This window comes from Paenibacillus sp. FSL L8-0502, from assembly GCF_038593055.1.
In the GTDB taxonomy this organism is placed as follows: Bacteria; Bacillota; Bacilli; order Paenibacillales; family Paenibacillaceae; genus Paenibacillus; species Paenibacillus polymyxa_D.
Genome location: NZ_CP151958.1, coordinates 434,794 through 456,498, shown reverse-complemented (window position 1 = coordinate 456,498; position 21,705 = coordinate 434,794). Strand labels below are relative to the sequence as shown.

20 protein-coding genes and 1 riboswitch are annotated in these 21,705 nt (G+C 47.8%); of the genes, 7 read left to right on the top strand and 13 right to left on the bottom strand.

Annotated elements, in window-relative coordinates; all coding sequences use genetic code 11:
- Window positions 1-89: 89 nt before the first annotated feature.
- Window positions 90-755 (top strand): class D sortase, encoded by a 666-nt coding sequence (locus NSQ57_RS02050; protein ID WP_069010736.1) that lies wholly within the window; start codon window positions 90-92, stop codon window positions 753-755.
- Window positions 756-844: 89 nt separating this feature from the next.
- Here NSQ57_RS02050 and NSQ57_RS02045 read toward each other — a convergent pair whose 3' ends face one another.
- Window positions 845-1,312 carry a cupin domain-containing protein gene (locus NSQ57_RS02045; RefSeq protein WP_029514674.1) on the bottom strand — a complete coding sequence of 156 codons (468 nt, stop codon included), beginning with the start codon at window positions 1,310-1,312 and terminating at the stop codon, window positions 845-847.
- 326 nt (window positions 1,313-1,638) lie between these two features.
- On the opposite strand from NSQ57_RS02045, the gene NSQ57_RS02040 reads away from it, so the two are divergent.
- The 4 genes from NSQ57_RS02040 to NSQ57_RS02025 all read left to right on the top strand — a co-directional run bounded on the left by NSQ57_RS02040 (window position 1,639) and on the right by NSQ57_RS02025 (window position 4,645).
- Window positions 1,639-2,376, top strand: coding sequence for an amino acid ABC transporter ATP-binding protein (locus NSQ57_RS02040; protein ID WP_029514673.1), 738 nt, complete (start codon window positions 1,639-1,641; stop codon window positions 2,374-2,376).
- 42 nt (window positions 2,377-2,418) lie between these two features.
- The gene (locus NSQ57_RS02035; protein WP_029514672.1) at window positions 2,419-3,249 is read left to right on the top strand and encodes a transporter substrate-binding domain-containing protein; all 831 of its coding nucleotides are present in this window, start codon (window positions 2,419-2,421) and stop codon (window positions 3,247-3,249) included.
- Between the two features lie 71 nt (window positions 3,250-3,320).
- Window positions 3,321-3,980 carry an amino acid ABC transporter permease gene (locus NSQ57_RS02030; RefSeq protein ID WP_023986681.1) on the top strand — a complete coding sequence of 220 codons (660 nt, stop codon included), beginning with the start codon at window positions 3,321-3,323 and terminating at the stop codon, window positions 3,978-3,980.
- A 14-nt stretch (window positions 3,981-3,994) separates the two neighbouring features.
- Window positions 3,995-4,645, top strand: a complete 651-nt coding sequence (locus NSQ57_RS02025; RefSeq protein ID WP_029514671.1) for an amino acid ABC transporter permease — start codon at window positions 3,995-3,997, stop codon at window positions 4,643-4,645.
- A gap of 27 nt (window positions 4,646-4,672) precedes the next feature.
- Here NSQ57_RS02025 and NSQ57_RS02020 read toward each other — a convergent pair whose 3' ends face one another.
- From NSQ57_RS02020 to NSQ57_RS01990, 7 genes are all read right to left on the bottom strand, one after another.
- Complete coding sequence (locus NSQ57_RS02020) at window positions 4,673-5,632, bottom strand: LysR family transcriptional regulator (protein ID WP_029514670.1); 960 nt, start codon at window positions 5,630-5,632, stop codon at window positions 4,673-4,675.
- A gap of 43 nt (window positions 5,633-5,675) precedes the next feature.
- On the bottom strand, window positions 5,676-7,496 hold the full coding sequence (gene opp4A / locus NSQ57_RS02015; protein WP_029514669.1) for an oligopeptide ABC transporter substrate-binding protein: 1,821 nt from the start codon (window positions 7,494-7,496) through the stop codon (window positions 5,676-5,678).
- Window positions 7,497-7,538: 42 nt separating this feature from the next.
- A complete protein-coding gene (locus NSQ57_RS02010) occupies window positions 7,539-8,447 on the bottom strand; it encodes an ABC transporter permease (protein ID WP_069010733.1) in 909 nt (302 codons plus the stop codon).
- 28 nt (window positions 8,448-8,475) lie between these two features.
- Window positions 8,476-9,444: an oligopeptide ABC transporter permease gene (gene opp4B / locus NSQ57_RS02005; protein ID WP_029514667.1), complete on the bottom strand. Its 969-nt coding sequence runs from the start codon at window positions 9,442-9,444 to the stop codon at window positions 8,476-8,478.
- A gap of 13 nt (window positions 9,445-9,457) precedes the next feature.
- A complete protein-coding gene (locus NSQ57_RS02000) occupies window positions 9,458-10,384 on the bottom strand; it encodes an ATP-binding cassette domain-containing protein (RefSeq protein WP_342425566.1) in 927 nt (308 codons plus the stop codon).
- Entirely contained in the window at window positions 10,362-11,393 is a 1,032-nt protein-coding gene (locus NSQ57_RS01995; protein WP_342425565.1) for an ABC transporter ATP-binding protein, read from the bottom strand. Before NSQ57_RS01995 ends, NSQ57_RS02000 begins: the two co-directional genes overlap by 23 nt.
- Before the next feature lie 328 nt (window positions 11,394-11,721).
- Window positions 11,722-13,317, bottom strand: a complete 1,596-nt coding sequence (locus tag NSQ57_RS01990; RefSeq protein WP_342425564.1) for a DUF6359 domain-containing protein — start codon at window positions 13,315-13,317, stop codon at window positions 11,722-11,724.
- A gap of 326 nt (window positions 13,318-13,643) precedes the next feature.
- Window positions 13,644-13,737, top strand: a riboswitch (glycine riboswitch).
- A gap of 122 nt (window positions 13,738-13,859) precedes the next feature.
- Here NSQ57_RS01990 and sdaAB point away from each other — a divergent pair.
- Window positions 13,860-14,549, top strand: coding sequence for an L-serine ammonia-lyase, iron-sulfur-dependent subunit beta (gene sdaAB, locus NSQ57_RS01985; RefSeq protein ID WP_069010729.1), 690 nt, complete (start codon window positions 13,860-13,862; stop codon window positions 14,547-14,549).
- Window positions 14,539-15,438: an L-serine ammonia-lyase, iron-sulfur-dependent, subunit alpha gene (gene sdaAA / locus NSQ57_RS01980; RefSeq protein ID WP_069010728.1), complete on the top strand. Its 900-nt coding sequence runs from the start codon at window positions 14,539-14,541 to the stop codon at window positions 15,436-15,438. The genes sdaAB and sdaAA overlap by 11 nt, the downstream gene beginning before the upstream one ends.
- A gap of 160 nt (window positions 15,439-15,598) precedes the next feature.
- Here the strand turns inward: sdaAA and NSQ57_RS01975 are convergent, their stop codons facing one another.
- The 5 genes from NSQ57_RS01975 to NSQ57_RS01955 form a co-directional block, all read right to left on the bottom strand.
- The gene (locus NSQ57_RS01975) at window positions 15,599-17,935 is read right to left on the bottom strand and encodes an Ig-like domain-containing protein (protein WP_029514661.1); all 2,337 of its coding nucleotides are present in this window, start codon (window positions 17,933-17,935) and stop codon (window positions 15,599-15,601) included.
- A gap of 216 nt (window positions 17,936-18,151) precedes the next feature.
- Window positions 18,152-19,312, bottom strand: coding sequence for a serine hydrolase domain-containing protein (locus NSQ57_RS01970; RefSeq protein ID WP_342425563.1), 1,161 nt, complete (start codon window positions 19,310-19,312; stop codon window positions 18,152-18,154).
- A 164-nt stretch (window positions 19,313-19,476) separates the two neighbouring features.
- Window positions 19,477-19,938 carry a hypothetical protein gene (locus NSQ57_RS01965; protein WP_029514659.1) on the bottom strand — a complete coding sequence of 154 codons (462 nt, stop codon included), beginning with the start codon at window positions 19,936-19,938 and terminating at the stop codon, window positions 19,477-19,479.
- A 71-nt stretch (window positions 19,939-20,009) separates the two neighbouring features.
- Window positions 20,010-20,234, bottom strand: a complete 225-nt coding sequence (locus NSQ57_RS01960) for a non-oxidative hydroxyarylic acid decarboxylases subunit D (protein WP_029514658.1) — start codon at window positions 20,232-20,234, stop codon at window positions 20,010-20,012.
- A 42-nt stretch (window positions 20,235-20,276) separates the two neighbouring features.
- Complete coding sequence (locus NSQ57_RS01955) at window positions 20,277-21,695, bottom strand: non-oxidative hydroxyarylic acid decarboxylases subunit C (RefSeq protein WP_029514657.1); 1,419 nt, start codon at window positions 21,693-21,695, stop codon at window positions 20,277-20,279.
- Window positions 21,696-21,705: the final 10 nt, after the last annotated feature.

Genomic DNA, 21,705 nt, shown 5'->3' with positions numbered 1-21,705 from the left:
CTCATTCCATTTCCGATTGGAATGAGCCGGGAATGGGGCATTTTTCAAAAAAATATGTATAATCCGTACTTTGCTTAGGGGAGGCGAGATTGCTGAGTCTGCGTAAACTTTCCTACGTATTTATTTTGTTAGGCTTACTTTTTATTTTGTTTCCTAAAGCGACGGAATGGAATGAGGATCGGGAACAAAGCAAGCTATTAAAAGCAGCAGAACTACCATCAGGAAAAAGCGATGCGCTATGGCCCCCCAGTCTTACGGACAGCTATGCTCGCTTGTCCACTACTCTTACGGAAGTCCCGGCTCGTGAAGCACGACAAAATACTTCCACACCCCCTGTTACCATTGGAAGCGCTAATGAACAAACTCCCATAGCCACTATTAGTATAAGTCGTATTGCTTTAAAGCTCCCTGTATTGGAAGGCGCAACGAGGATAAATATGAGACACGCGGCTGTACATATGCCGGAAACGGGGACGCTGGGACAGGCGGGGAATGCCGCCATTGCTGCTCATCGAGCCCGCACCTCTGGACGTTTATTTAATCGTCTAAATGAATTGAAGATCGGGGATAAGATTGTTGTTAACACTCGGGGTAACCAATATGTATATAGCGTTTATAGCCTGAAGATGGTCGATCCTACGGACGTGTCTGTTCTGAAAAGCTTCAAAAAACAAAAGCTGCTCACCCTGATTACATGTGACCCTCTCATAAATCCCACCCATCGTCTCATTGTTCAGGCCAAACTAAGCACCTAAAGCCATTAAAGCGCCTATTTTTATGAGTAAAAATAAATCAGGCGGGCCATTCCTGTTCATTTACAGAAATACACCCGCCAATGTTCACATTACGATTCAGTTGGATTCTTGGCAATCAACTTGAAATCATCAAAGTGGAATCCTGGTGCAACCACACAGGTTACCAGTACGGGCTCATCCCCAAGCGGACGTGCCGTTTGCCATACTGCTCCTGGGACGAGTGCTTGTGGATGCTGTCCTGCCTCCACATCTGCACCAACAATAATCACAGTTTCTTCACCAGGCTCTTCTCCGCTTCCACCCAATTTCAACTCTACAGGGCTTCCGCTATGATATAACCACAGCTCATCAGAATGGACCACGTGCCACTCGGAGAACTCGCCCGGATGCAGCAAGAAATACGTAGACGAAGCTGCAAAGCGCGGACCAGAATATACATCCGGCAATACAGGCTTCGGAATTTGAAAATTGGCCTTCCACATCTCTTTGTACCAGCCGCCTTCTGGATGGGGCTCCATGCCCAATGCCGTGACTAGCGGTGAAATAGCTTTCGTCATTGTCTAACCTTCCTTTACCCTAAATTCCTTCTTCCCTACTGTAAAACATAGCGTTGCTTTTGTCACGTTTCTCCCTTGGCTTGTCGGGGATCAATAATTTATGTGAAATTTAATAACATAAAAATACGGATGTTTACTCATTTTCATCATATAAATAATAGTTCACTAGTAAAAATCACACCAAAATACATTACACGTGAAGTTTTATGACATAAAATCTTGTTTTTTATTGTAAGCTTATAGTATCATGAGAGAAATTTTTAAATTCTAATAGAGCTTGGTCATGTCAATCCGTCTACTAAGCTATGTATCCAAGCCTAAAAGGGGTGAGCTCTCTGATCCAGTTTCGCAATGTCAACAAGCATTACGGTCACTTTCATGTACTCAAAGACATTAATCTTCAGATTAAGGAGGGCGAGGTCGTCGTCATCATCGGTCCCTCCGGCTCGGGTAAAAGCACCCTGCTTCGCTGCATCAATCGTCTGGAAACGATATCGGATGGGGAACTGATCGTTAACGAGATCCCTGTACATGACAAAAAGATTGATATTAATGCCTTCCGTCGCAATATCGGAATGGTGTTCCAGCATTTCAATCTGTATCCCCACAAAAAGGTAATTGAAAACATTGTACTGGCACCTATGAAGGTACTGGGCATCTCGAAAGAAGAAGCTACTCAAACAGCCATCACTTATCTAAAGCGCGTCGGAATCGAGGAAAAGGCACAGAGCTACCCCGCCCAATTGTCTGGTGGACAGCAGCAGCGGGTCGCGATCGCCCGCGGGCTCGCGATGAATCCAAAAATTATGTTGTTTGACGAGCCTACCTCAGCTCTTGATCCCGAAACGATCGGAGAGGTACTGGATGTTATGCGCTCGCTCGCCCATCAGGGCATCACAATGGTCATTGTCACTCATGAAATGGGCTTTGCACGTGAAGTGGCGGACCGCGTGATTTTTATGGACAAAGGACAGATTTTGGAAGACAGCCAACCTGCCGAATTTTTTCAGAATCCGGGTGAAGAACGGGCCCGCCTGTTCCTGAGCCGTCTGATTCATCATTAAACAGACTACCAATGTAGCGTAAATCGAAAGGGGAATGTTCGGATGAGAAAAAGATTTCAATGGAGTACTTTGGTGCTGGTAGCTTTATCTTGTCTGCTCGTCTTGGCAGGCTGCGGAGGCAAAGAAGGAGCGGCAACGTCGGGAAATGAGCCGGCAGCAGCCAACGGGCTGGAAGCGATCAAACAGCGTGGCAAACTAGTCGTTGGTGTGAAATACGATACCAAGCTGTTCGGACTGAAAGACCCGGCTAGCGGAAAAGTAGAAGGCTTTGATATCGACATCGCCAAGGCTGTAGCCAAACATATTTTTGGCGATGAAACCAAACTTGAACTAAAAGAAGTCACGTCCAAAACACGAATCACCTTATTGCAAAACGGGGACATCGACGCCATTATCGCGACGATGACCATTTCGGATGAACGTAAAAAGCAGGTTGATTTTAGCGACGTCTATTTTAACGCCGGGCAATCTCTACTCGTGAAAAAGGGGAGCCCCATCACTGGGCTGGAGTCCCTGACCCCGAATACCAAGGTGCTCGCCGTGAAAGGCTCTACTTCCGCCAAAAATATCCGTGAAAAAGCACCAGAAGCGACGATATTAGAATTCGAAAACTATCAGGATGCTTTCAATGCCCTCAAAGCAGGTAAAGGAGAAGCGTTAACTACCGATAACTCTATTCTGCTCGGCATGCAGAAACAAGATCCGAATTATATTCTTGTCGGCGGGAACTTCACAGAGGAACCTTACGGCATTGCAGTAAAGAAGGGACAAACCGAACTGCTACAAGCCATTAATGATACGATCAAGGAACTGAAAAGCAACGGTGAATACGATAAGCTCCACGAGCAATGGCTTGGGGTTAAGCCCGAATAGTATTCTTGTGAAGGAGCCGCGATTGCGAGCTCCTTCCTTTCTTAAGTCTGGATAAGGAGGTATACCTGTAGATGCTTACTTTTGATATCAACGTACTTTTCGATCATAGCGACCGTTTCAGAGAAGGCTTGCTTCATACCGTTCAAGCTAGTGTCATTGCCTTGATCGGAAGCTTTATTCTGGGGGCTATTATTGCCATCCTCCGAATTGCGCCTTTTAAATGGCTAAACTGGATCGGTACCGTCTATGTAGAGGTCATCCGCAATATCCCATTGCTGATCGTCGTGCTGTTTTTTTATCTCGGGCTTCCCACTTTGGGCATCCCTTTGGACGGATTCGTATCTGGAACGCTTGGATTGACCGTATACACAGCCTCCTTTATTGCTGAAGCCATACGTGCCGGCATTCAATCTGTGCCCAAGGGGCAATTTGAAGCGGCAAGGTCCTCCGGGTTGAGTTACAACCAGACGATGATCAGCATTATTTTACCGCAAGCCATCAAAATTGTACTGCCTGCGATCGGCAACCAATTCATTAATCTGGTCAAAAACTCTTCCGTGCTGGCTATTGTGGCCGGGCTGGACCTCATGTATTACTCGGACCTCATTAACTCGGATACCTTCCTGCCCATCACAGTCTACGCCATCACGGCGTTGTTGTATCTTATCTTGACAGTTCCGCTTAGCTTTCTTGTACTGTACATGGAACGGCGTCTGTCCAAAACATCCTAAGGAGGGAAGCCTGTATGGATTTCGGTGGATTGTTTGTGTGGCCTAATGTGCGTTTTATACTGGAGGGCTTCCTGCTCACGCTGGAGGTTGCTATTTACTCTATCGTGTTCAGCTTCGCTCTTGGTATCTTATTCGGCATTCTGCGCTATACCCGCTTACCTGTCATTTCACAGGTTGCAGCCTTTATCATTGATCTCATTCGTAATCTTCCATTATTGCTCATTATTTTCTTCATCGGTATGGTTTTACCATCTATCGGTCTTTCCATTTCCCTCAAGTGGGCAGCCATTACAGGCCTGTCGATCTTCGAGGGAGCCATGATTGCTGAGATTGTGCGTAGCGGTCTGAATTCGGTCCATAAAGGACAGGTGGAAGCCGCACGTTCCTCTGGTCTAAGCTATTCTCAAACCTTATGGCATATCATTCTGCCCCAAGCGCTTCGTCGCATGGTGCCCCCGATTGTCAGCCAGTTCATTTCCCTATTCAAGGATACCTCACTGGCTGTCATTATCAGTTTGCCGGAGCTGACGCATAATATTCAGATTGTCGGTGGGCAAAATCAATCCTTTGTCATTCCAGCCCTGCTGTTCGCAGCTTTCCTGTACTTTGCTGTCAATTACAGTATGTCACTGATTGCACGCAGGCTGGAAGTTCGTACACATTAAAGCTCGTGATACTCATCAGGGTTGCCACTAGTTGGAACGCACGGTTAGTACAGCTTGTATCTCTTTAATCAATTGCTTCAACGCTTCTCCCTGATAACGGCCAGACCGATAAACCAGCTCTAGCTGACCCTGGAGCACGTCGCACAAAATAGGTACAGTGCAAAATTGTGAGTGATCCAATTCTGTTGCAAGGGACTCCGTCTGTAGGGTTACGGCAAGTCCATCCTGCACCCAGCGCAGGATGGAAGGTATGGAATTGGTCTCCAAGACGGTTGCAAAAGGATACCCGCGATCACGGAAGCACTTCTCAATCAGTTTCCTGCCGGGATGACACTCTGGCTGCATCCCCCAGGGTACATGCCTCAATTCGTCCAGCGTAATGGAAGAACGGTTGGAAAACACATGCTCTACCGGAACAACAAGACAGTAGTTCTCCGTACGAAGAGGAAGCTGGACAAGCCTTTCATCCGTACCCGAATGCAGCGTGATGCCAACATCCACTCGGTTATCCAGCAGCTGTTCTGTGACATCAAATGATGGATGGATGTGCAAGCTGACTCTAGGAAATGACTGATGAAAATGGATAAACATTTCTTGTAATGGTTCCTCCAGCTCCGGTAATGCGATACCAATCCGCAAACTCCCGCGTTGCTCGGTGCGCAACTCCTCAATGGAAGCCTTTGCTTGCTGTAAATCCTTGAGCGCATGTGCACTGTGTTGCAGCAACAATTTCCCGGCATCTGTCATCTTAATTTTCTTGCCTGCACGGTCAAAAAGAGTCATGCCCAATTCCTCTTCCAACGCCTTAATTTGCAAGCTAAGTGTGGGTTGGGAGATTCCGATCTTTTCCGAAGCTTTCGTAAAATGCAGTTCCTCGCATACCGCAATGAAGTATTGAAGCTGACGTATCTCCGTCTTCCTTCTCTCCCTTCGAGAATCCCCAGAATGATTGCATAAAAGGTCAAAAGAAGCGCAAAATCGGATCAAACCGGTTCGCGCTTCTTCTTCAGGTTATTGCGCTTTTTTTAGATTATTGGGCTACTTCTGCTTTTTCCGCAGTCAACGTAATATTCGCAAACGTGTCTGCATCATACTCCTTGCCACGGGTAATATCGTAATTGGCTACCCGATTATTCACTGCCTCCAACGAGTAACGGAATAACGTCGGTACAATGGGTGCCTCCTCGCTCATATACGCCTGCCACTGATTGTATATATCTTTACGATAATTGTCGTCAAAGGCTTTCACAGACACCCCTTCCTGCAACAGCTTATCATTCTCTTCACTGGTAAAGCGCGAGTAGTTAAAGCTGGCTCCGCGTCCATACAGCCCACTAGGGTTTACATCTGTACCTGTACTCCATGCGCCGCCAAAAATATCAATGCCAGGGTCATCCTTCTGCACACGGTCATAGAAAGAATTGAACTCAAGCAGACGGCCGTCCACCAGCTCGACATGAAGCCCGACATCCTTCCAATTTTGCAAATAAAACTTCGCCAGCGATTCGGCTGTCGCATCCCCGCTCATTGCCGCATAATGTAGCACCAGTTCCTTGCCCTTAGGGTCCTCACGGTATCCATCTCCATTGGTGTCCACATACCCTGCCTCGTCCAGCAGCTTTTTTGCCTTGTCCGGATCATACGCAATGCCCTTCGCATTCACATCATGATATCCCTTAAAGGCGGGCGGGACCAAGGATGTCGCAGGAGTCCGAAGCCCATGATAGAGCTGCTTGCCAACCTGCTCGTTATTCAGCGCATAGCCGAGGGCCTGACGTAATGACTTGTTCGCCAGCTTGGCGTTCGGGTCCATGATATTTAGACTCTTGGCCTGATCGAATTTTCCCATTTTAAAGCCTACATAGCTATAAGATAATTCCTCCTGACCGAGAAACTGTACATTTTTCGGATTGCTGGCCTCATTGTAACGGGTGGTTGGATAGCTGGCCCAGTCGACTTCTCCACTTTTCAGCGCCTCGGTAATGACATTCGGGTTCACCACCTTCAGATGAAGGCCATCCAGCTTGGGTACACCGTGAAAATAATCCTCATTTTTGACAAATTCCACAGATTCACCTGTAACCATGGATTTAATTTTGAACGGCCCATAGCCAATCGGATTTTTACGGACAGGATCTGATCCGGCCATATCTTTCACGGGGATATTCTGAAACACCTTTTTCTCCAGGGGTGTAGACCAAAGTCCCGATTTCACCGAAGGATTAGGTTCCTTGAAATGAATGGTAACCTCTTTCTCATTGAGCACTTTGATGCCAGAAATGGTTTTGGCCTTACCCGAGTGATAATCTTCCATACCCACAATATTCGTCATAAAACTATCATAACGCGGACCTTCGTAGTCTTTATGACCGATCACTTCATAGGAAAAAGCATAGTCCTCCGCCGTTACGGGATTACCATCCGTCCAGTTCAGTTTGGGATCAATTTTCACAGTCACCGCCTTATTGTCTGGGGAAAAGGAAATCGTCGCCGCCCCTTTATTGTCAATATTCAGATTGGAGTCAATCGAAAACATAGAAGGATAAAAAAACTGGAAGACTTCAAAATCAGGATTGCCTTCATAAAATACAGGATTCAGAATGCCTTCAAAAGGGGTATCAGACACGAGTGCATAATTGATGATGCCACCCTTAATCGGGGCCTTATCGTTCTTGATCGCCTTCGCCAGCGCTGTCGCATTCACCTGTTTGCTGTCGGACCCTGAGCCGCCTGTACCGTCAGACGATTTCCCTCCATTTGAAGCGGAAGGCGAACCGCTGCATGCCGCCAATGAAAGTACCAAAATTGCAGCTAGAACAGGCAGAATCCCTTTTTTCCAGTGTTTAACCATTGTAAATCCCTCCTTGTCATTGTCCTTATCCTTGAACTTCGGTTAACCCAATCGTTGTCTGGCATCCGTGGCGCGTTTGAGCGCCTGGCCAATAAAGTTAATCGCCAGCATTAACACCAAAATAAGCAGTGAGGCAGGTAACCACATCCACCAGCTATTCTGCAAAACATCCGGGTCATTGGCATAACTCACCAGTGTACCCAAGCTTGGCGTAGATTCCGGTAAGCCAAAGCCGAGATAAGAAAGCCCGGTCTCAATCCCGATATTCCCCGCGAGACTGAGGGTCAGATTGACGATCACGACCGAGCTAAGATTGGGCAGCACGCCAAACCAGATGATTTTCCAATTGGGTGTGCCAAGGGTTTTGGAAGCCTGCACATAATCCAGTTCGCGCTCCGACAACACCTTCGCCCGGATCAGGCGTGCTTTTCCAATCCATAAAAAGGCAGTCATGATAAAAATAAAGGACCCTATGCCGCTTTTGGGTACAATGCTGACAAATACGATGACCAACATCAAAAATGGAAGCACCAAAATAAAATCAATAATCCGCATGATGATGTTATCGACCATTCCCCCATAAAAACCAGCCAGTAAACCTAATGTTAAGCCAATAGCGGCGGATAACAATGTAATCGTAAAGCCAATAGTGAAGGAATTGCGGGCTCCAATGACCAGTTGGCCGAAAATATCTCTGCCCGCTCGATCTGTCCCCAGCCAATGCACTGAGCCTGGAGCTTCACGAATCGCGCCCAAATCGACCGTCGTGACTACATCCTGATTTACAAACAGGACAGAGGCATATATAAAGATCAAGAACAGAATCACAAAGCCAATGGAAACCAAGGCCATTTTGTCACGCACCAGCTCACGACGTAGTACAGACCAACTGGATGGTGATTTACGAATGATTCCCGGCGTGAAAACCTCCTCCACCTGTATAGACACCATAATCCCTCCCTTTCTCTAGACTTGTTCGCTATTCAATTCGAATGCGGGGATCGACCTTGCTCAGGATGACATCAGATAAAAGGGTCCCTAATAGTGCCAAGAAGCCAGAAATCATGACCAGCGCGTTCACGACTGAAAAATCCCGTTGAGTGATGGACTGAAGAAATAATTGGCCCAACCCCGGATAACCGAAAATAGATTCAAGAAAAATGTTGCCTGCAATGACTCCCGTCAGGTCATAGCCCAAAAAGGCAGCAATCGGCAATAGAGAGTTTTTGAAAATATGGCGGGAATAAATTTTACCTTCGGGTACCCCTTTGGAACGCGCTGTTTTCACAAAATCCTTCAGTCTTGTGTCAATGACCTCATTGCGCAAATACTGAATCGTAGCCGTTGTACTGAGCAATGCGCCTGTAACCGCCGGTAAAATGAGATGATACGACTTGTTCACGTAATATGACCATGCCCCCGGCTCCACACCTACATCCACACTGCCGCTGGTTGGAAACCAGCCGAGCCTAAAGCCGAATACATACAGCAGCAGCAACGCGAGTATAAATAGAGGTGTCGCAAAGCTGAGATAGGTATAGCCCACTACGGTTTTGTCCAGCAGACTATGCTGATAACGACCGCTGAGTACGCCGAGCGGGATGGCGATCAGATACGTCAGAACCAGAATGACTACGCCCAGAAAGAACGTGTTCCCCAGACGGCTGCCAATCAGATCGGTAACGCTAATTTTATGTACATAAGATTTGCCCAGATCCCCGTGAGCAAGCTGGACGAGCCAGTTCCCATACTGCATCCAGACCGGGTCATTCAGTCCCAGTCTTTGTCGCTGCTCTTCCAGTGCAGCCGGATTTAGATTGGGAGTTGAAGTGATGAGCCCTGTCAAGGCATCCCCTGGCATAGCCTTAGCTAGGAAAAATATAAGCACGCTCAGTGCAAAAAGTTGAGGGATCATAACCAGTAGCCGACGCAGTGTAAATTTCCACATTTCTGTACCCCCCTTATGGTAGTGCGACTTGATGGGATGGACTTACTGATTTTAGTGCAAACGGTTTTCCACTCGCGTCTAGATGTTTGGGTAGCTCTGTTTTGTAGGAGGATAAAAGCATTCGCCTTTTTTGAGCATTTTCCAGCCGTTTTGTAGGATCAATATTGGGAATGGTTGCAATGAGGCGCTGGGTATACAGATGCTGTGGACGCTCATAAATATCTTGCTCGCTCCCCTGCTCCACTAGACGGCCCCGATACATAATACCGATTTGGTCGCACATATGGCGGATAATACCTAAATCATGGCTGATGAACAAATACGTCAAATTAAATTCCTGCTGCACATCCTTCATAAAATTAAGCACCTGTGCCTGCACGGAAACGTCCAGTGCTGACACTGGCTCATCAGCAATGATCAGCTTGGGGTTTAATGTCAGCGCACGCGCGATCCCGATCCGCTGTCGTTGCCCCCCGGAAAATTCATGCGGATATTTATAGGCTGCATCGGCGTTCAAGCCGACCTTTTCCAGCAACGTCTGTACTTTTCTCCGTTCTTCCTCACTACTCAGCCTTTCAAAATTTCGCAGCGGTTCAGCAATGACATCCAATACGCGCTTACGCGGGTTAAGCGAAGAGTATGGGTCCTGAAAAATCATCTGAATATCTCTACGCAATGGATGACGATTGTTACGGCTTAGAGCTGCAAGGTCCTTTCCTTTAAACAAAGTCCGTCCGCTCGTCAGCTTATTTAGACCGATGATCGTCCTGCCTGTCGTCGTTTTCCCACAGCCAGATTCCCCCACCAGCCCGTAGGTCTGGCCTGCCTCAATGCTGATCGACACGCCATCCACTGCTTTCACCTGATCGATAACACGCTGGAAGAAACCACCGCGCACCGGATAGTGCACCCTCAAATCATTTAACTCCAGTAGTGCCATGAGCAGCCTCCCCCTTTGCCTCGTCTTCAAAATGAAAATGCTGATAACATGTACAACGGACCCAATGTCCAGGGGAAATTTCATTTAATTGGGGATGGTCTTCATGCACCCTCTGCTGAATCCAGGGAATACGTGGAGCAAAGCGGCAGCTATTGCGGGGGATATCTTGTAATGAGGGAACAATGCCGCCGATGACATGCAGTGATTCCCCCTTGGTATGCGATCCCGGCATGGAAGCAAGCAAAGAACGCGTATACGGATGCTGTGGTTGCCTGAATAATTCAAAAACATCAGCGCTCTCCACGATTTCTCCGGCATACATGACCACCACGCGGTCGGCTACTTCTGCCACAACACCAAGATCGTGCGTAATCAGGATAATACCGCTCCCAGTCTCCTGTTGAAGCTGTTTGAGCAAGTCGAGAATTTGCGATTGGATCGTTACATCGAGCGCAGTCGTCGGCTCATCTGCAATAATAAGAGAAGGTCGGCAAGCTATGGCAATCGCGATCATCACACGCTGCCGCATCCCTCCTGACAGTTCATGCGGATACTGATCATACACACGCACTGGATTCGGTATATCTACACTTTCCAGCAGCTCCAGCACACGTTCCCTTTTTTGCTTCGTAGATAGTGACGTATGATAATCGAGATTTTCCTCAATCTGCTTGCCAATGCTCATCAACGGGTTGAGTGCTGTCAACGGGTCCTGAAAGATCATGCCAATTCCCGCTCCGCGGATTTTATTCATTTGCCCTGAGGAAAGACGGTTCAAGTCCGTTCCTTTAAAAAAGACCTTCCCCTCTACACGCGTGCGTTCCATGTCATGCAGTTGCGGGATCGAAAGCGCTAACGCGCTTTTGCCACAGCCGGATTCTCCGACTACAGCCAGCACTTCATTGGGGTTGACCGTCAGATCCAGATGGTCGACTGCGGGGTGATATTGATCCTGGATGCGAAAAGATACGGATAATCCTTTAATTTCCAACACAGGTTCGGTATTCAATGCGCGCTTCCTCCATTCTCCATGGTCTTGTCCCGCTTATTCTCACCATGTTTGATGTTTAAAACCTCTCATGAACATTACATACCGTTTTTGTCGGAATAATTTGAATACATCCTATCACCAGTATATGGATATATCAATTAAGATTATGCTATCAACATCATTTAAAAAATCAATGATCCAGCAATAGTGCGGCCTTTCTGGCACAAAATGTAATGAAATAACCAACCACAGGTTAATTTTCATCACAAAAAAAGTCGCCTGATCCCTCAGCAGGGATCAAACGACTAACTAACCCAAGCTCACATTGAGCTCCTGACAATATAATTTACGAAGCCGCTCCATAGGAGCCAGACTTGAATGTTCTAGGATCGTACCATTTGTAGCCTGCTGCCGGAGCAGACCAAGGCTCAGGCTGTGGTTCCGTGGACGCCGCAGGCTCTTCGAATGGCAGAAGCTTCGTTGGTTGATCCAGAGTCAAACCTGCCACATCAGACAATTTCGTGTAGTCCTGCTTCCATGCAAGCCATTGAACCGTTTGCACCAGGAAGGTTGAATCATCCACTTCTTTGAAGCCATCATATGTCTTCTTCGACTGTCCGTTTTCCTCACGCACATATTTCGGTGTAGCATCTTCTACAGGGGAAGAATCACCGATGAATGCCGCCTTGCCTTGGCCTACCTTGGAGATAGCGGCATAAGGTCCTTCCGCACGGCCCCCGCCGTTATAAACCCCCTGATCTACCGCATTCCCCCATTTTTTCGTGCCTGAAGGGATATAAGCAATGCCTTTAGCCTTGGTAGGATCAATAATAGCCAGCGTAGATCCTGCATGCATGGCAATCGAGCGCACACCCTTGGTAATACCGAAAGATTGATCTGCGGCTACAATGTCGGTAGCATTCACATCACCGAGCGCATTGTAACGGAAACGAACGCCAAAGTTGGCCGCCAGCCAATCGGAGCTTGTTAATCCTTGCATTGCCGGTGATGCAGCCTCTTCTGCAGTCATGCCTTTGGCCGGATTAGTATAGGCTCCACGACGGTAGCCATTCATAACCTCGGAGGAATCCCAACGGTTTTTGTTACGATCTGCATTATAATGATCGGAGATGAAGAAGACGCTCCCTCCGTTATTCACGTATTGCAGCAGGGCAGCCTGCTCGGATGCCTTAAAGGCAACATTCGCTTCACCAATAATGAACACATCATATTGGCGCAGCTTGTCATAGGTTATGGCCTGCTCTCCATAAGTAAAAGGAATGGGACGATTTAATGGGTCTACCGTAAAGCCTACATTACGCAGTCCATTGGCAAAGTCGGAGAAGGCGCCTTCAATGACCCAATCTGCTGCACCAGCGGTCTGTGCGTGCGTATTATCGAACAGCACCTTTTTGCCTTTTCCATCCGGCAATGTAGTACCGGGTTGACCCGGGTTGCCAGGTTCAGGTTCACCAGGTTCCCCTGGCTCGCTTCCGTTCACCAGTTCAACAGCGCTTGGGCTTTTCACTCCACCAAAATTATTGTAGGCGCCAAGTGTACCCGTCACACGGATTTTGCTGCCGATCAGCTCAGGATGGCCTGACAGTCCAAATTGCCCTCTGTACGCGGATGTCAGCTGTACATCCAATAGATTAGAAGTGCTACGTTCATTAGCCTGGTCAGCAATCAGTACGTTAAAATCATTCGCAAACGGAGAAGAAAAGTTAGCCGTTTTCGATCCGGTAGCATGTCCGACGATATAACCTTCTACCGTCACCGTACCTCCACTGCTTTGGCCCTGAAGTGCTTCGGCTACTGTCAATGCTCCCTCTGCCTTGACCTGACCGAACGGAACGAAGATCCCGATCAGCAGTGAAACGATCGCTGCTAGATGCAGCATCCCTTTTAAGCGTGAACCTGTGAACCGCAAGCCTTTTACCATACGTCAATATCCCTCCTATGATTTCCATAAATGTACTTGTCCTCTATCAGATTAGCCGCCAATCTTCTAATTCCTTCCTGATTTCATCCGTAATTATGTAAACTTTAATCTTTTTTATTGGAAATGCACCTGTTTATGTAAAAATTAAACCCTGTGATTGACACCGAGCACGTCATACATTACGCTAAGAAAGACATGTAGAACGGTATACGCGAATGAAGATGACGGGAGAGTCTGTCCAGGGGGCTTACACTCTGGCGGCACCGAAGGAGCAAGACGCCAGCACCCGGCTGGCGGATAATCTCTCAGGTCCATGTATCGTCATCTGACGCAACTCTGGAGAGAGCGCAAGCCACCCAAGGGGTAAGGCGGTAAGAACACCGCACGAAACTCTCAGGTAACGAGGACAGAGATAAGGGAAACTTCCTTATCCTGTCCTTTTTTGTGCTCACATTGTGCGTCAGCATTAGGAACCGTCATAACCGCGCAAAGACGCGGAAATACCATATAGTATGGTATTAGAACATACAGGGGGCCACACCATGCGTTTCAAAGATGTATTTTCTATTATCGGCCCGGCCATGACCGGACCTTCCAGTTCACACACCGCAGGCGCGGTGCGACTCGCACGCGTTGCCCGGCACTGGCTCGGGGCGCAGCCTGACCGTGCCCGTATGACACTGTACGGCTCCTTTGCCGATACGTATAAAGGACACGGTACGGATCTGGCGCTCATCGCAGGACTGCTTAATTACGATACGGACGATCACCGGATTCCAGATGCCGAGCAATGGGCCGAGCAAGCCGGGATGACCGTGGAATTCGCCGTCAGTGGACTCCCCGCTCCTCATCCGAACACCGTCCGTTTCGAGTTGTGGAAGGGCGAGGATCAGCGCACACTGCTGGGCTCCTCCATCGGCGGCGGCAGCATCCATGTCCAGCAACTCAACGAATTCCGGGTCAATCTGACCGGGGAGCTGCCTACGCTGGTGCTTCTCCACTCGGATAAGCCCGGTACATTGGGCGCAATAACTTCAGCGCTGGGCGCGGCCCACATTAACATTGCCTATATGCACGTAGATCGCAAAGGCCGGGATGGTGAAGCACTCACCGCCATTGAAACGGACAGTTCTGCTCCAGCTGAACTGATTGCGGAACTGCGTTCTTTACCTCATATGTATGAAATTAAGATGATTAATTTGAAAAAAGGAGCTGAATCCGATGCGGTTTAGCCATCTGCATGAGATCAGCGCTTTATGCGCTGAAGAATCCACCACGATTGGCCGCTTGATGATTCAAGAGCAGGTACAAGAAACGAATACAACGGAGGAAGAAATCTTTCGCCAAATGTCTGATTATTATGAAATCATGAAGGAAGCCGTTCATCGCGGTCAGACACAAGACACCGTATCCCGCAGTGGATTGACGGGCGGCGACGGCAAGCGCCTGGCCGAGTATCTGCGGTCAGGGGAGACCTGCTCCGGTGATGCCTCCGCGCTCGCCATGGCTTATGCCCTCTCCGTGTCGGAGGTTAATGCATCCATGGGTCGCATTGTCGCCACTCCTACCGCAGGCTCATGTGGGGTTATCCCTGGTGTGTTCATCAGTGCGCAGGAACGGTTCGGCTGGGATGATGAGCATATGGTGAACGGCCTATTCGCCGCTGGAGCCATTGGCTACGTGATCGCCAACAACTCCTTCATTTCTGGCGCGGAGGGAGGCTGTCAGGCTGAGATTGGCTCAGCTATCGGGATGGCCGCTGGCGCTATGGTCGAGCTACGCGGTGGTACGCCTGAACAGGCTGTTCACGCCGTGGGCCTCGCTCTTAAGAACACGCTCGGCCTGATTTGCGACCCCGTCGCCGGACTCGTGGAGATTCCGTGCATCGTGCGCAACGGGCTGGGAGCCGTGACTGCGCTTGCCGCAGCGGACATGGCTTTGGCGGGTGTGCGCAGCGCTATTCCGTCTGACGAAGTCATTGACGTGATGCTTGAAGTCGGCAGCGCGATGCCGTCGAAGCACCGCGAGACCGCCAAAGGCGGCTTGGCTCAGACGCCGACTGGCAAGCGTTTGACCGAATCACTTACACGCAACGCATCAATCAAGAAGAATAAGTCGTAATTTCTAAGCTTTAAACCAATTACTTTTCCTCTATAAAACAAGGCGACTACCTCTCCCCTACATTGTCCTAGGGAAAGAGAATTCGCCCTTATAAAGAAAAGAGCAAGCATATCGTCGCTGGACGTATGCTTGCTCTTTTTCTTTTTAGTCGGGTTACAGATTACTGAACGGTTACCTGTATCTTCGTCATTTTACCTGCATATTTCACAGTAATTACTGCTTTGCCCTTGCCCTGTGCCTTAATGTTACCGTCTTTGACGGTCGCCACAATAATTCTGGACGAGGACCAGACAGCCGGTTTGGAAACATCCTTCTCCGACTCATCCTTATACGTGGCTGTAGCCGTAACCTTAGCCAGCTGTCCTGCCTTCAAATTCAAGGCGACTTCGTCTGTTTGCAAATATTTAAGCGTATCAACATCTACAGGTACGCTGATTATCTTCCCGCCGAACTTCGCCTGAATGTTAGCTTTACCGTAGCTGACCGCGGTAACCTGACCCTTTTTAACAGTGGCTACCTTATAATTGGACGTTTTCCATTCAGCTTGGGTTGTAACATCCTTTTCTTTACCATCGCTCGATTTAACCACAATCGCGATGGTTTTTTGATCTCCAGATTTGAGCGATAGCGCGATTGCATCCGCTTCAATCTTTTGCGCTACGTCCACTTCTACCGTAAACGTAATGTTTTGCTTGCCATATGAAGCAGTCACAGTTGCCTTACCACTACCATTCGCTTTGATCAAACCTTCGCTAACTTCAACCACTTTTACATTGCTAGTTGTCCAGGTGGCATCCTTGGTTACATCTGTTTTTGTACCGCCACTCTTAACTCCTGTTACTTTCAGCTGCTTCGTTTCCTGAGCACCAAGCGCAATTACACGCGAGTCTGTTTCCAGACGGTCTACAAGGCCCACTTGTACGTTAATTGTTAGTTTTTTGCCATTATAGGTCGCTGTAATAACCGCTTTACCAGCAGATTTACCCGTAATCGTTCCTTTGGACACAGAGGCAATATCTTCCGCGCTTGAAGCCCATTCTGCATCCTGTGTTACATCTTCCTTACGCCCATCCGCATAAGTAGCCGTCAAAGTTGCAGTATAGTCCTCATTAATATCAATTGTTGCCGTTTTGGAGGACAGAGACAGATCCCCGGGTACATTTACGGATACCGTAGCTGTAGCTGTTTTGCCGCCATAAGAAGCGGTGATGGTAGCCTCACCTGTTTTATAACCTGTGACTTCCCCCGCGCTGACAAAAGCGATATCTTCATTGCTGGACTTCCACTCTGCCTTACTTGTGATATCTTCTTCCGTACCTGTTACGTACGTTGCGGTCAGCTTGAGCTTTTTGGATTCCTTGGCATTCAAGCTCAGCTTGTCCTCGCTCAAATCCAGAAATCTAGAGGTTTCGACATCTGTCTTGATCGAAACGGTCTTATCTCCATACTTAGCGGTCACCGTTGCCGAACCCGCACCGATGGCCATAATCGTTCCTTTATTCACCGTTGCAATTTTTTCATCGCTTGATGCCCAAGTAGCTTTATCCGTGATATCCGTTACTGTTCCATCCGGGTAAACAGCAGAAACCTGTATTTTTTTAGATTCATCCAGACGGAGAAAAATATTGGATTCGCTGGCTTTCAGCTTATTCGTTTGATCGACATCCACCGAAATCGTAGCGGACATCGTGCCATATTTACCTGTAATTGTCGCCTTTCCCGCGCTATAGCCGGTAATGGTGCCTTTCAGTACATCCGCCACAGCTGCATTGCTGGAGCTCCACTCAGCGGACTCTGTCACGTCCTGTACCGATCCATCCGGGAACGTCGCTGAAAGTTTAACCTTCTCAGTATCCTTCAGCAAAAGAGAAACCTCTGATGAACTGACATCAAGACGTTTAACTTGCTCTACCTGTACAGCAATGGTTACGGTCTGCTGACCATATACGGCCTTAATATTGGCTGTACCTGCTCCCTGAGCGGTAACCAAACCGTTAACTACAGTTGCAATCTTTTGATTATCCGAGGTCCAAGTAGCATCACCCGAAACCTGAGCTGTTGTATTATCACTGTATGTCGCTGTCAAATCAACCTGTCCTGTACCGCTTGAACGCAAGTTCAGGCTTTGTACACTAGATGTCAGCGCCTTAACCTTTTTCGTTACATGTACCTGAACCGATTGTACCTTATCTTTATAGGTCGCAACCACGGTGGCTTCCCCTTCAGCCTTGGCCGAAACTGTACCATTATACACAGTAGCAATAGCTGTGTTATCACTTTTCCAATCCGTGCTTACGGTTACATTTGAGGTTGTCCCATCACTAAAAACAGCCGTAGCCGTCAATGCAGCTGTATCCCCCTGTTGCAAAGTTACCTCGTTAGACGAAAGGACAATCTTGGAAAGCACTGCTTCTGCTGCAGATGCAAACCCTGCATATGATGTAAAACTTGAAATCAGGATGACCAACGCCAGAAAACCGGACCATCTATTCTTCAAAATCTAATTCCCTCCCATTTCAAAACTTAAATTAAGGATTTCGCAAAATCCTTATACCTACGTTTTATGTCGTCATATGGAAAAGAATAGTTTAGGCTTCAAGGGAAATTTGGTCCTTATTAACTAGATCATTTCTGATAAAGATTTAGACATTACAATTTGTGTATCTTCAGGGCCATAGTGAAGAGTTTTCACAACAGATCCACAATCCCGCATTTATAAACAGCTATAAGCTGCCGCGCGAACTCTCAAATGATGGTACTCTTCCATATTGGGATCGAGCTGATGCATATATACGACGGAGAATTGTTCGCTCGGATCTATAGAAACCCAGGTGCCTGCCATTCCCGTCCAGCCAAATTCTCCAATCGAGCTGTTTGCATGCCCAGCCGCTTTATCCATTAACGTGCGCACACCAAGTCCATAGCCATAACCTGTATGGTATGAATTGGTGAAATCCGATAGTTGAGCTGTATTAAGATGATTGGTGCGCATTAAATCAATGGTTTTTCTCCCCAATAAGTTCACACCGTTTACCGTGCCGCCATTTGACATCATTTGTGAAAATGTGAGGTAATCTTTGACTGTCGAATATAAACCTGCGCCTCCGCCTTCATATATAGCATCTGGCTGATGATATTCATCCAGGAAACCCTCCATTTTTTCAAGTTTTCCGGCGTCTGTCCGTTGATACATGGAGGCCATCCGCGATTCAATATCTCCACGATAACGGTAACCTGTATTGTTCATTCCAAGTGGATCAAAGATTTCATCCTTTAAAAATTGTCCTACTGATTTACCTGAAATCACTTCAATAAGACCTGCAACAAAATCATGTCCATATCCGTATAACCAGCGTGTTCCCGGCTCAAACGCAAGTGGAACTTCAGAAAGCGCTTCAATTTCTGTGCGTAGGTCATATTTCCCCTGCTTTTCCTTTAATCCTGCAATGGCCTTCTGCATAGCTTTTCCTGTTTCTGAAGACTCGGAAGCGTAAGGAAGACCCATACTCATATTGAATATATGCTTAATTAAAATGGGATTCTCTGCCTTATCCACGTAGGTGTATCCGTTAGGAGCGGTTTTGAATACATGCGCATTACGATATTCGGGAAAATATTCATACAAGGGTTCATTCAACAAAAATTGCCCACGTTCGTACAGCATAAGTGCAGCCGCACAGACAACAACCTTTGTCATGGAAAACAAGCGATACACTGTATCCTCAGTGATTGGCTTTCCGGCTTCCAGATCAGCATATCCATGATACCCTTCATACAACACTTCACCATTCTGGGCAATGGCACAACCGCAACCTGCCGGCCCATTTACTATAAATTGTTGCAATAGCTGATCTACCTTGTCAAAACGAGACATATTCATCCCTCCTATTTTTCCTTCAAAAGAAACAAGCTTCCCCTCGCGCTCTAATTCTTGTTCCAACAAGTTCAGCGTGATTTCTTGTAAGCGCTTATTCCCTCGCATTTATTTTAACGGTAAACTTGGTAAATACATAGATTATTTATCATAATCAGATGGCTTTACATTAACAGCTCAGCCACCGTTTCCTTCCAGCGATGAATCACCGATTCCGGTTCCTTGAGACGAACCGTGACACCTGTCAAAATATCCGCATATTGGGCCGAATCCTCTCTGGCTGCAAAAACATGAGCCGCAAATCGCTCACGTACATGCTTGGCTCCGGGCAAAGCAGGCAGATGTTCCAGTGACAACCGCACATAATGCGCCTTCCCCCCGGTAAACACCGCAAGCGTCGCCTTCCCAGTGCGGATCATGTTGCCCGTCGTGGTTGTACCCGGCCATAGGGCCAGACGCAAATTCCCCTCGTCCAGCGCTACAACTTCGCCCACACTAATCATCGCTATGTGCGGCCACTGATCTTCCGTGACCGTCAGCAGCATCATGGCTTCATGCTGCTTGTTCTCCAATGCCTTGCCGTCCAGTAGCGTGAACAGTTCCTTACCGATCCTTGGTGTCTGCATGAAGTATAATCCCCTTTACTTTTGGCCTATAACTTCAAAGTACCATAATTTACGGCTACTTACGAACGACCCTATAACCGCTCTGGAATAGGAGGAACATGAGCAGCATTCGGAATATCTTTGGGGTTTACCTTGAACGCCGATTTATACTTTGCTGGATCCGTAATGCTATCCGGTTCTGAGGTTCGCCATGTGAACAGGCATACAGGGCACAACAAAACCTCCCAGGCATCTTTAACCGGCGAATGGGAAACAACTTCTGAACGATTGGACTCACAACGGGGACAAATATGCATCTGTCAGCACTCCTTTAATCTTTCTTTGTTTTTTAAAAATATTTAGCGAAGCATTTGGCTCAACTTTTTCTCCCATTCCGCTACACCCAGCGGGGAATCGAGCGGCTGCGAGTAATGGCCTCTAATATCCGGTGCTACAGGTGTCGTCGCATCCAGTATCATTTTGTGCGTCATACCTGCCGGATCAGAGCCGGGGTCAAGCGGTAAAATAGACAAGCCAGGAACAATGACAGCATCATGCTTTGGATGAAGCTTGGTGGATAAAGCCCACATGACTTGCGGCAGATTGAACGGATCGACCCCCTCGTCCACCACAATCACCAGCTTGCAATACCCCAATCCATGCGGAGTCGTTAACGCACGCATTCCCACAGCCTTCGCAAAGCCGCCATACCGGGTTTTCGTGGAAATAATAGCAACCAGCCCATGCGTATACATAGCATTAACGGCTACGATTTCATTAGGAAAAGCATCCTTAAGCTGCTGAAACAACGGTACACTTGTATTCACACCGATCATATAATCCGTTTCCGTCCAAGGCATCCCGATGTACAGATGCTCAAAGATAGGCTGTTTGCGGTGATATACACGATTAATCTGGATGACTGGCATCGCGCGACCGCCGGAATAGTGACCTGTGAATTCACCGAATGGACCTTCATACTCACGTTCACCTGCCAACACTTCGCCCTCCAAAATGACCTCGGCTCCCCAAGGCAGATCCAGATCTGCGTCCTTCGCTTTGACCACACGATAAGGCTCACCCTGAATGGCCCCAGCCATCTCATATTCGGATTGATCGTACAGCAGCGGTGTAGAAGCAGCCGTTGTAATCACAGGCTCACATCCGAGGGCAATAGCCACCTTCAGATTTTCGCCGCGTTCCTCAGCCTGACGGATATGGATCGCAATATCATGCTGTGGTACAGGCTGGATGCCCAAACGGTTCTTGCCTTTCACCTGCATCCGGTACAAGCCGACATTTTGCTTACCGTAGGTGTCCGGGTCATCTAGATCGCGTGAAACTAAAATCGCTTTGTCCAGATAAAATCCTCCGTCCCCCTGGTTCAAACGAAACAACGGCAAAATATCAAACAAATTAATATCCTCTGTAATCTCGACTTCATGAAAAGGAGCGGTTTCTTCCCGCTTCACGGGCACCGGAAATTGTTCATAGCGTCTGGCGAATTCAAAAAACTGCTCCTTCAGCGGCGTATTTTTTGGCATTCCCATCATAAGGGCATGATTGGGCCAGGAGCCCATCACATTCATTGCAATACGAGCATCCGTATATCCATAGATATTATTGAAAAAGAGAGCAGGTGTCTTATCACCAAGATTGCTTAATGCTTTGTTAGCTGCCGCCAGGTCTGGCTCCGGCTTTACCTCGTCGCTGATCGTGAGTAGTTGTCCCTCTTTTTCCAAGGTGTTTAGAAAATCGCGAAAGTCTTTATAAGCCATCATTCATTCT

What these genes read in the sequence shown, in the direction of transcription:
- NSQ57_RS02045 (WP_029514674.1), bottom strand. Translation starts at nt 1,312, where the DNA reads ATGACGAAAGCTATTTCACCGCTAGTCACGGCATTGGGCATGGAGCCC.
- NSQ57_RS02035 (WP_029514672.1), top strand. Translation starts at nt 2,419, where the DNA reads ATGAGAAAAAGATTTCAATGGAGTACTTTGGTGCTGGTAGCTTTATCT.
- NSQ57_RS02030 (WP_023986681.1), top strand. Translation starts at nt 3,321, where the DNA reads ATGCTTACTTTTGATATCAACGTACTTTTCGATCATAGCGACCGTTTC.
- NSQ57_RS02025 (WP_029514671.1), top strand. Translation starts at nt 3,995, where the DNA reads ATGGATTTCGGTGGATTGTTTGTGTGGCCTAATGTGCGTTTTATACTG.
- opp4A (WP_029514669.1), bottom strand. Translation starts at nt 7,496, where the DNA reads ATGGTTAAACACTGGAAAAAAGGGATTCTGCCTGTTCTAGCTGCAATT.
- NSQ57_RS02010 (WP_069010733.1), bottom strand. Translation starts at nt 8,447, where the DNA reads ATGGTGTCTATACAGGTGGAGGAGGTTTTCACGCCGGGAATCATTCGT.
- opp4B (WP_029514667.1), bottom strand. Translation starts at nt 9,444, where the DNA reads ATGTGGAAATTTACACTGCGTCGGCTACTGGTTATGATCCCTCAACTT.
- NSQ57_RS02000 (WP_342425566.1), bottom strand. Translation starts at nt 10,384, where the DNA reads ATGGCACTACTGGAGTTAAATGATTTGAGGGTGCACTATCCGGTGCGC.
- NSQ57_RS01990 (WP_342425564.1), bottom strand. Translation starts at nt 13,317, where the DNA reads ATGGTAAAAGGCTTGCGGTTCACAGGTTCACGCTTAAAAGGGATGCTG.
- sdaAB (WP_069010729.1), top strand. Translation starts at nt 13,860, where the DNA reads ATGCGTTTCAAAGATGTATTTTCTATTATCGGCCCGGCCATGACCGGA.
- sdaAA (WP_069010728.1), top strand. Translation starts at nt 14,539, where the DNA reads ATGCGGTTTAGCCATCTGCATGAGATCAGCGCTTTATGCGCTGAAGAA.
- NSQ57_RS01970 (WP_342425563.1), bottom strand. Translation starts at nt 19,312, where the DNA reads ATGTCTCGTTTTGACAAGGTAGATCAGCTATTGCAACAATTTATAGTA.
- NSQ57_RS01965 (WP_029514659.1), bottom strand. Translation starts at nt 19,938, where the DNA reads ATGCAGACACCAAGGATCGGTAAGGAACTGTTCACGCTACTGGACGGC.
- NSQ57_RS01960 (WP_029514658.1), bottom strand. Translation starts at nt 20,234, where the DNA reads ATGCATATTTGTCCCCGTTGTGAGTCCAATCGTTCAGAAGTTGTTTCC.
- NSQ57_RS01955 (WP_029514657.1), bottom strand. Translation starts at nt 21,695, where the DNA reads ATGGCTTATAAAGACTTTCGCGATTTTCTAAACACCTTGGAAAAAGAG.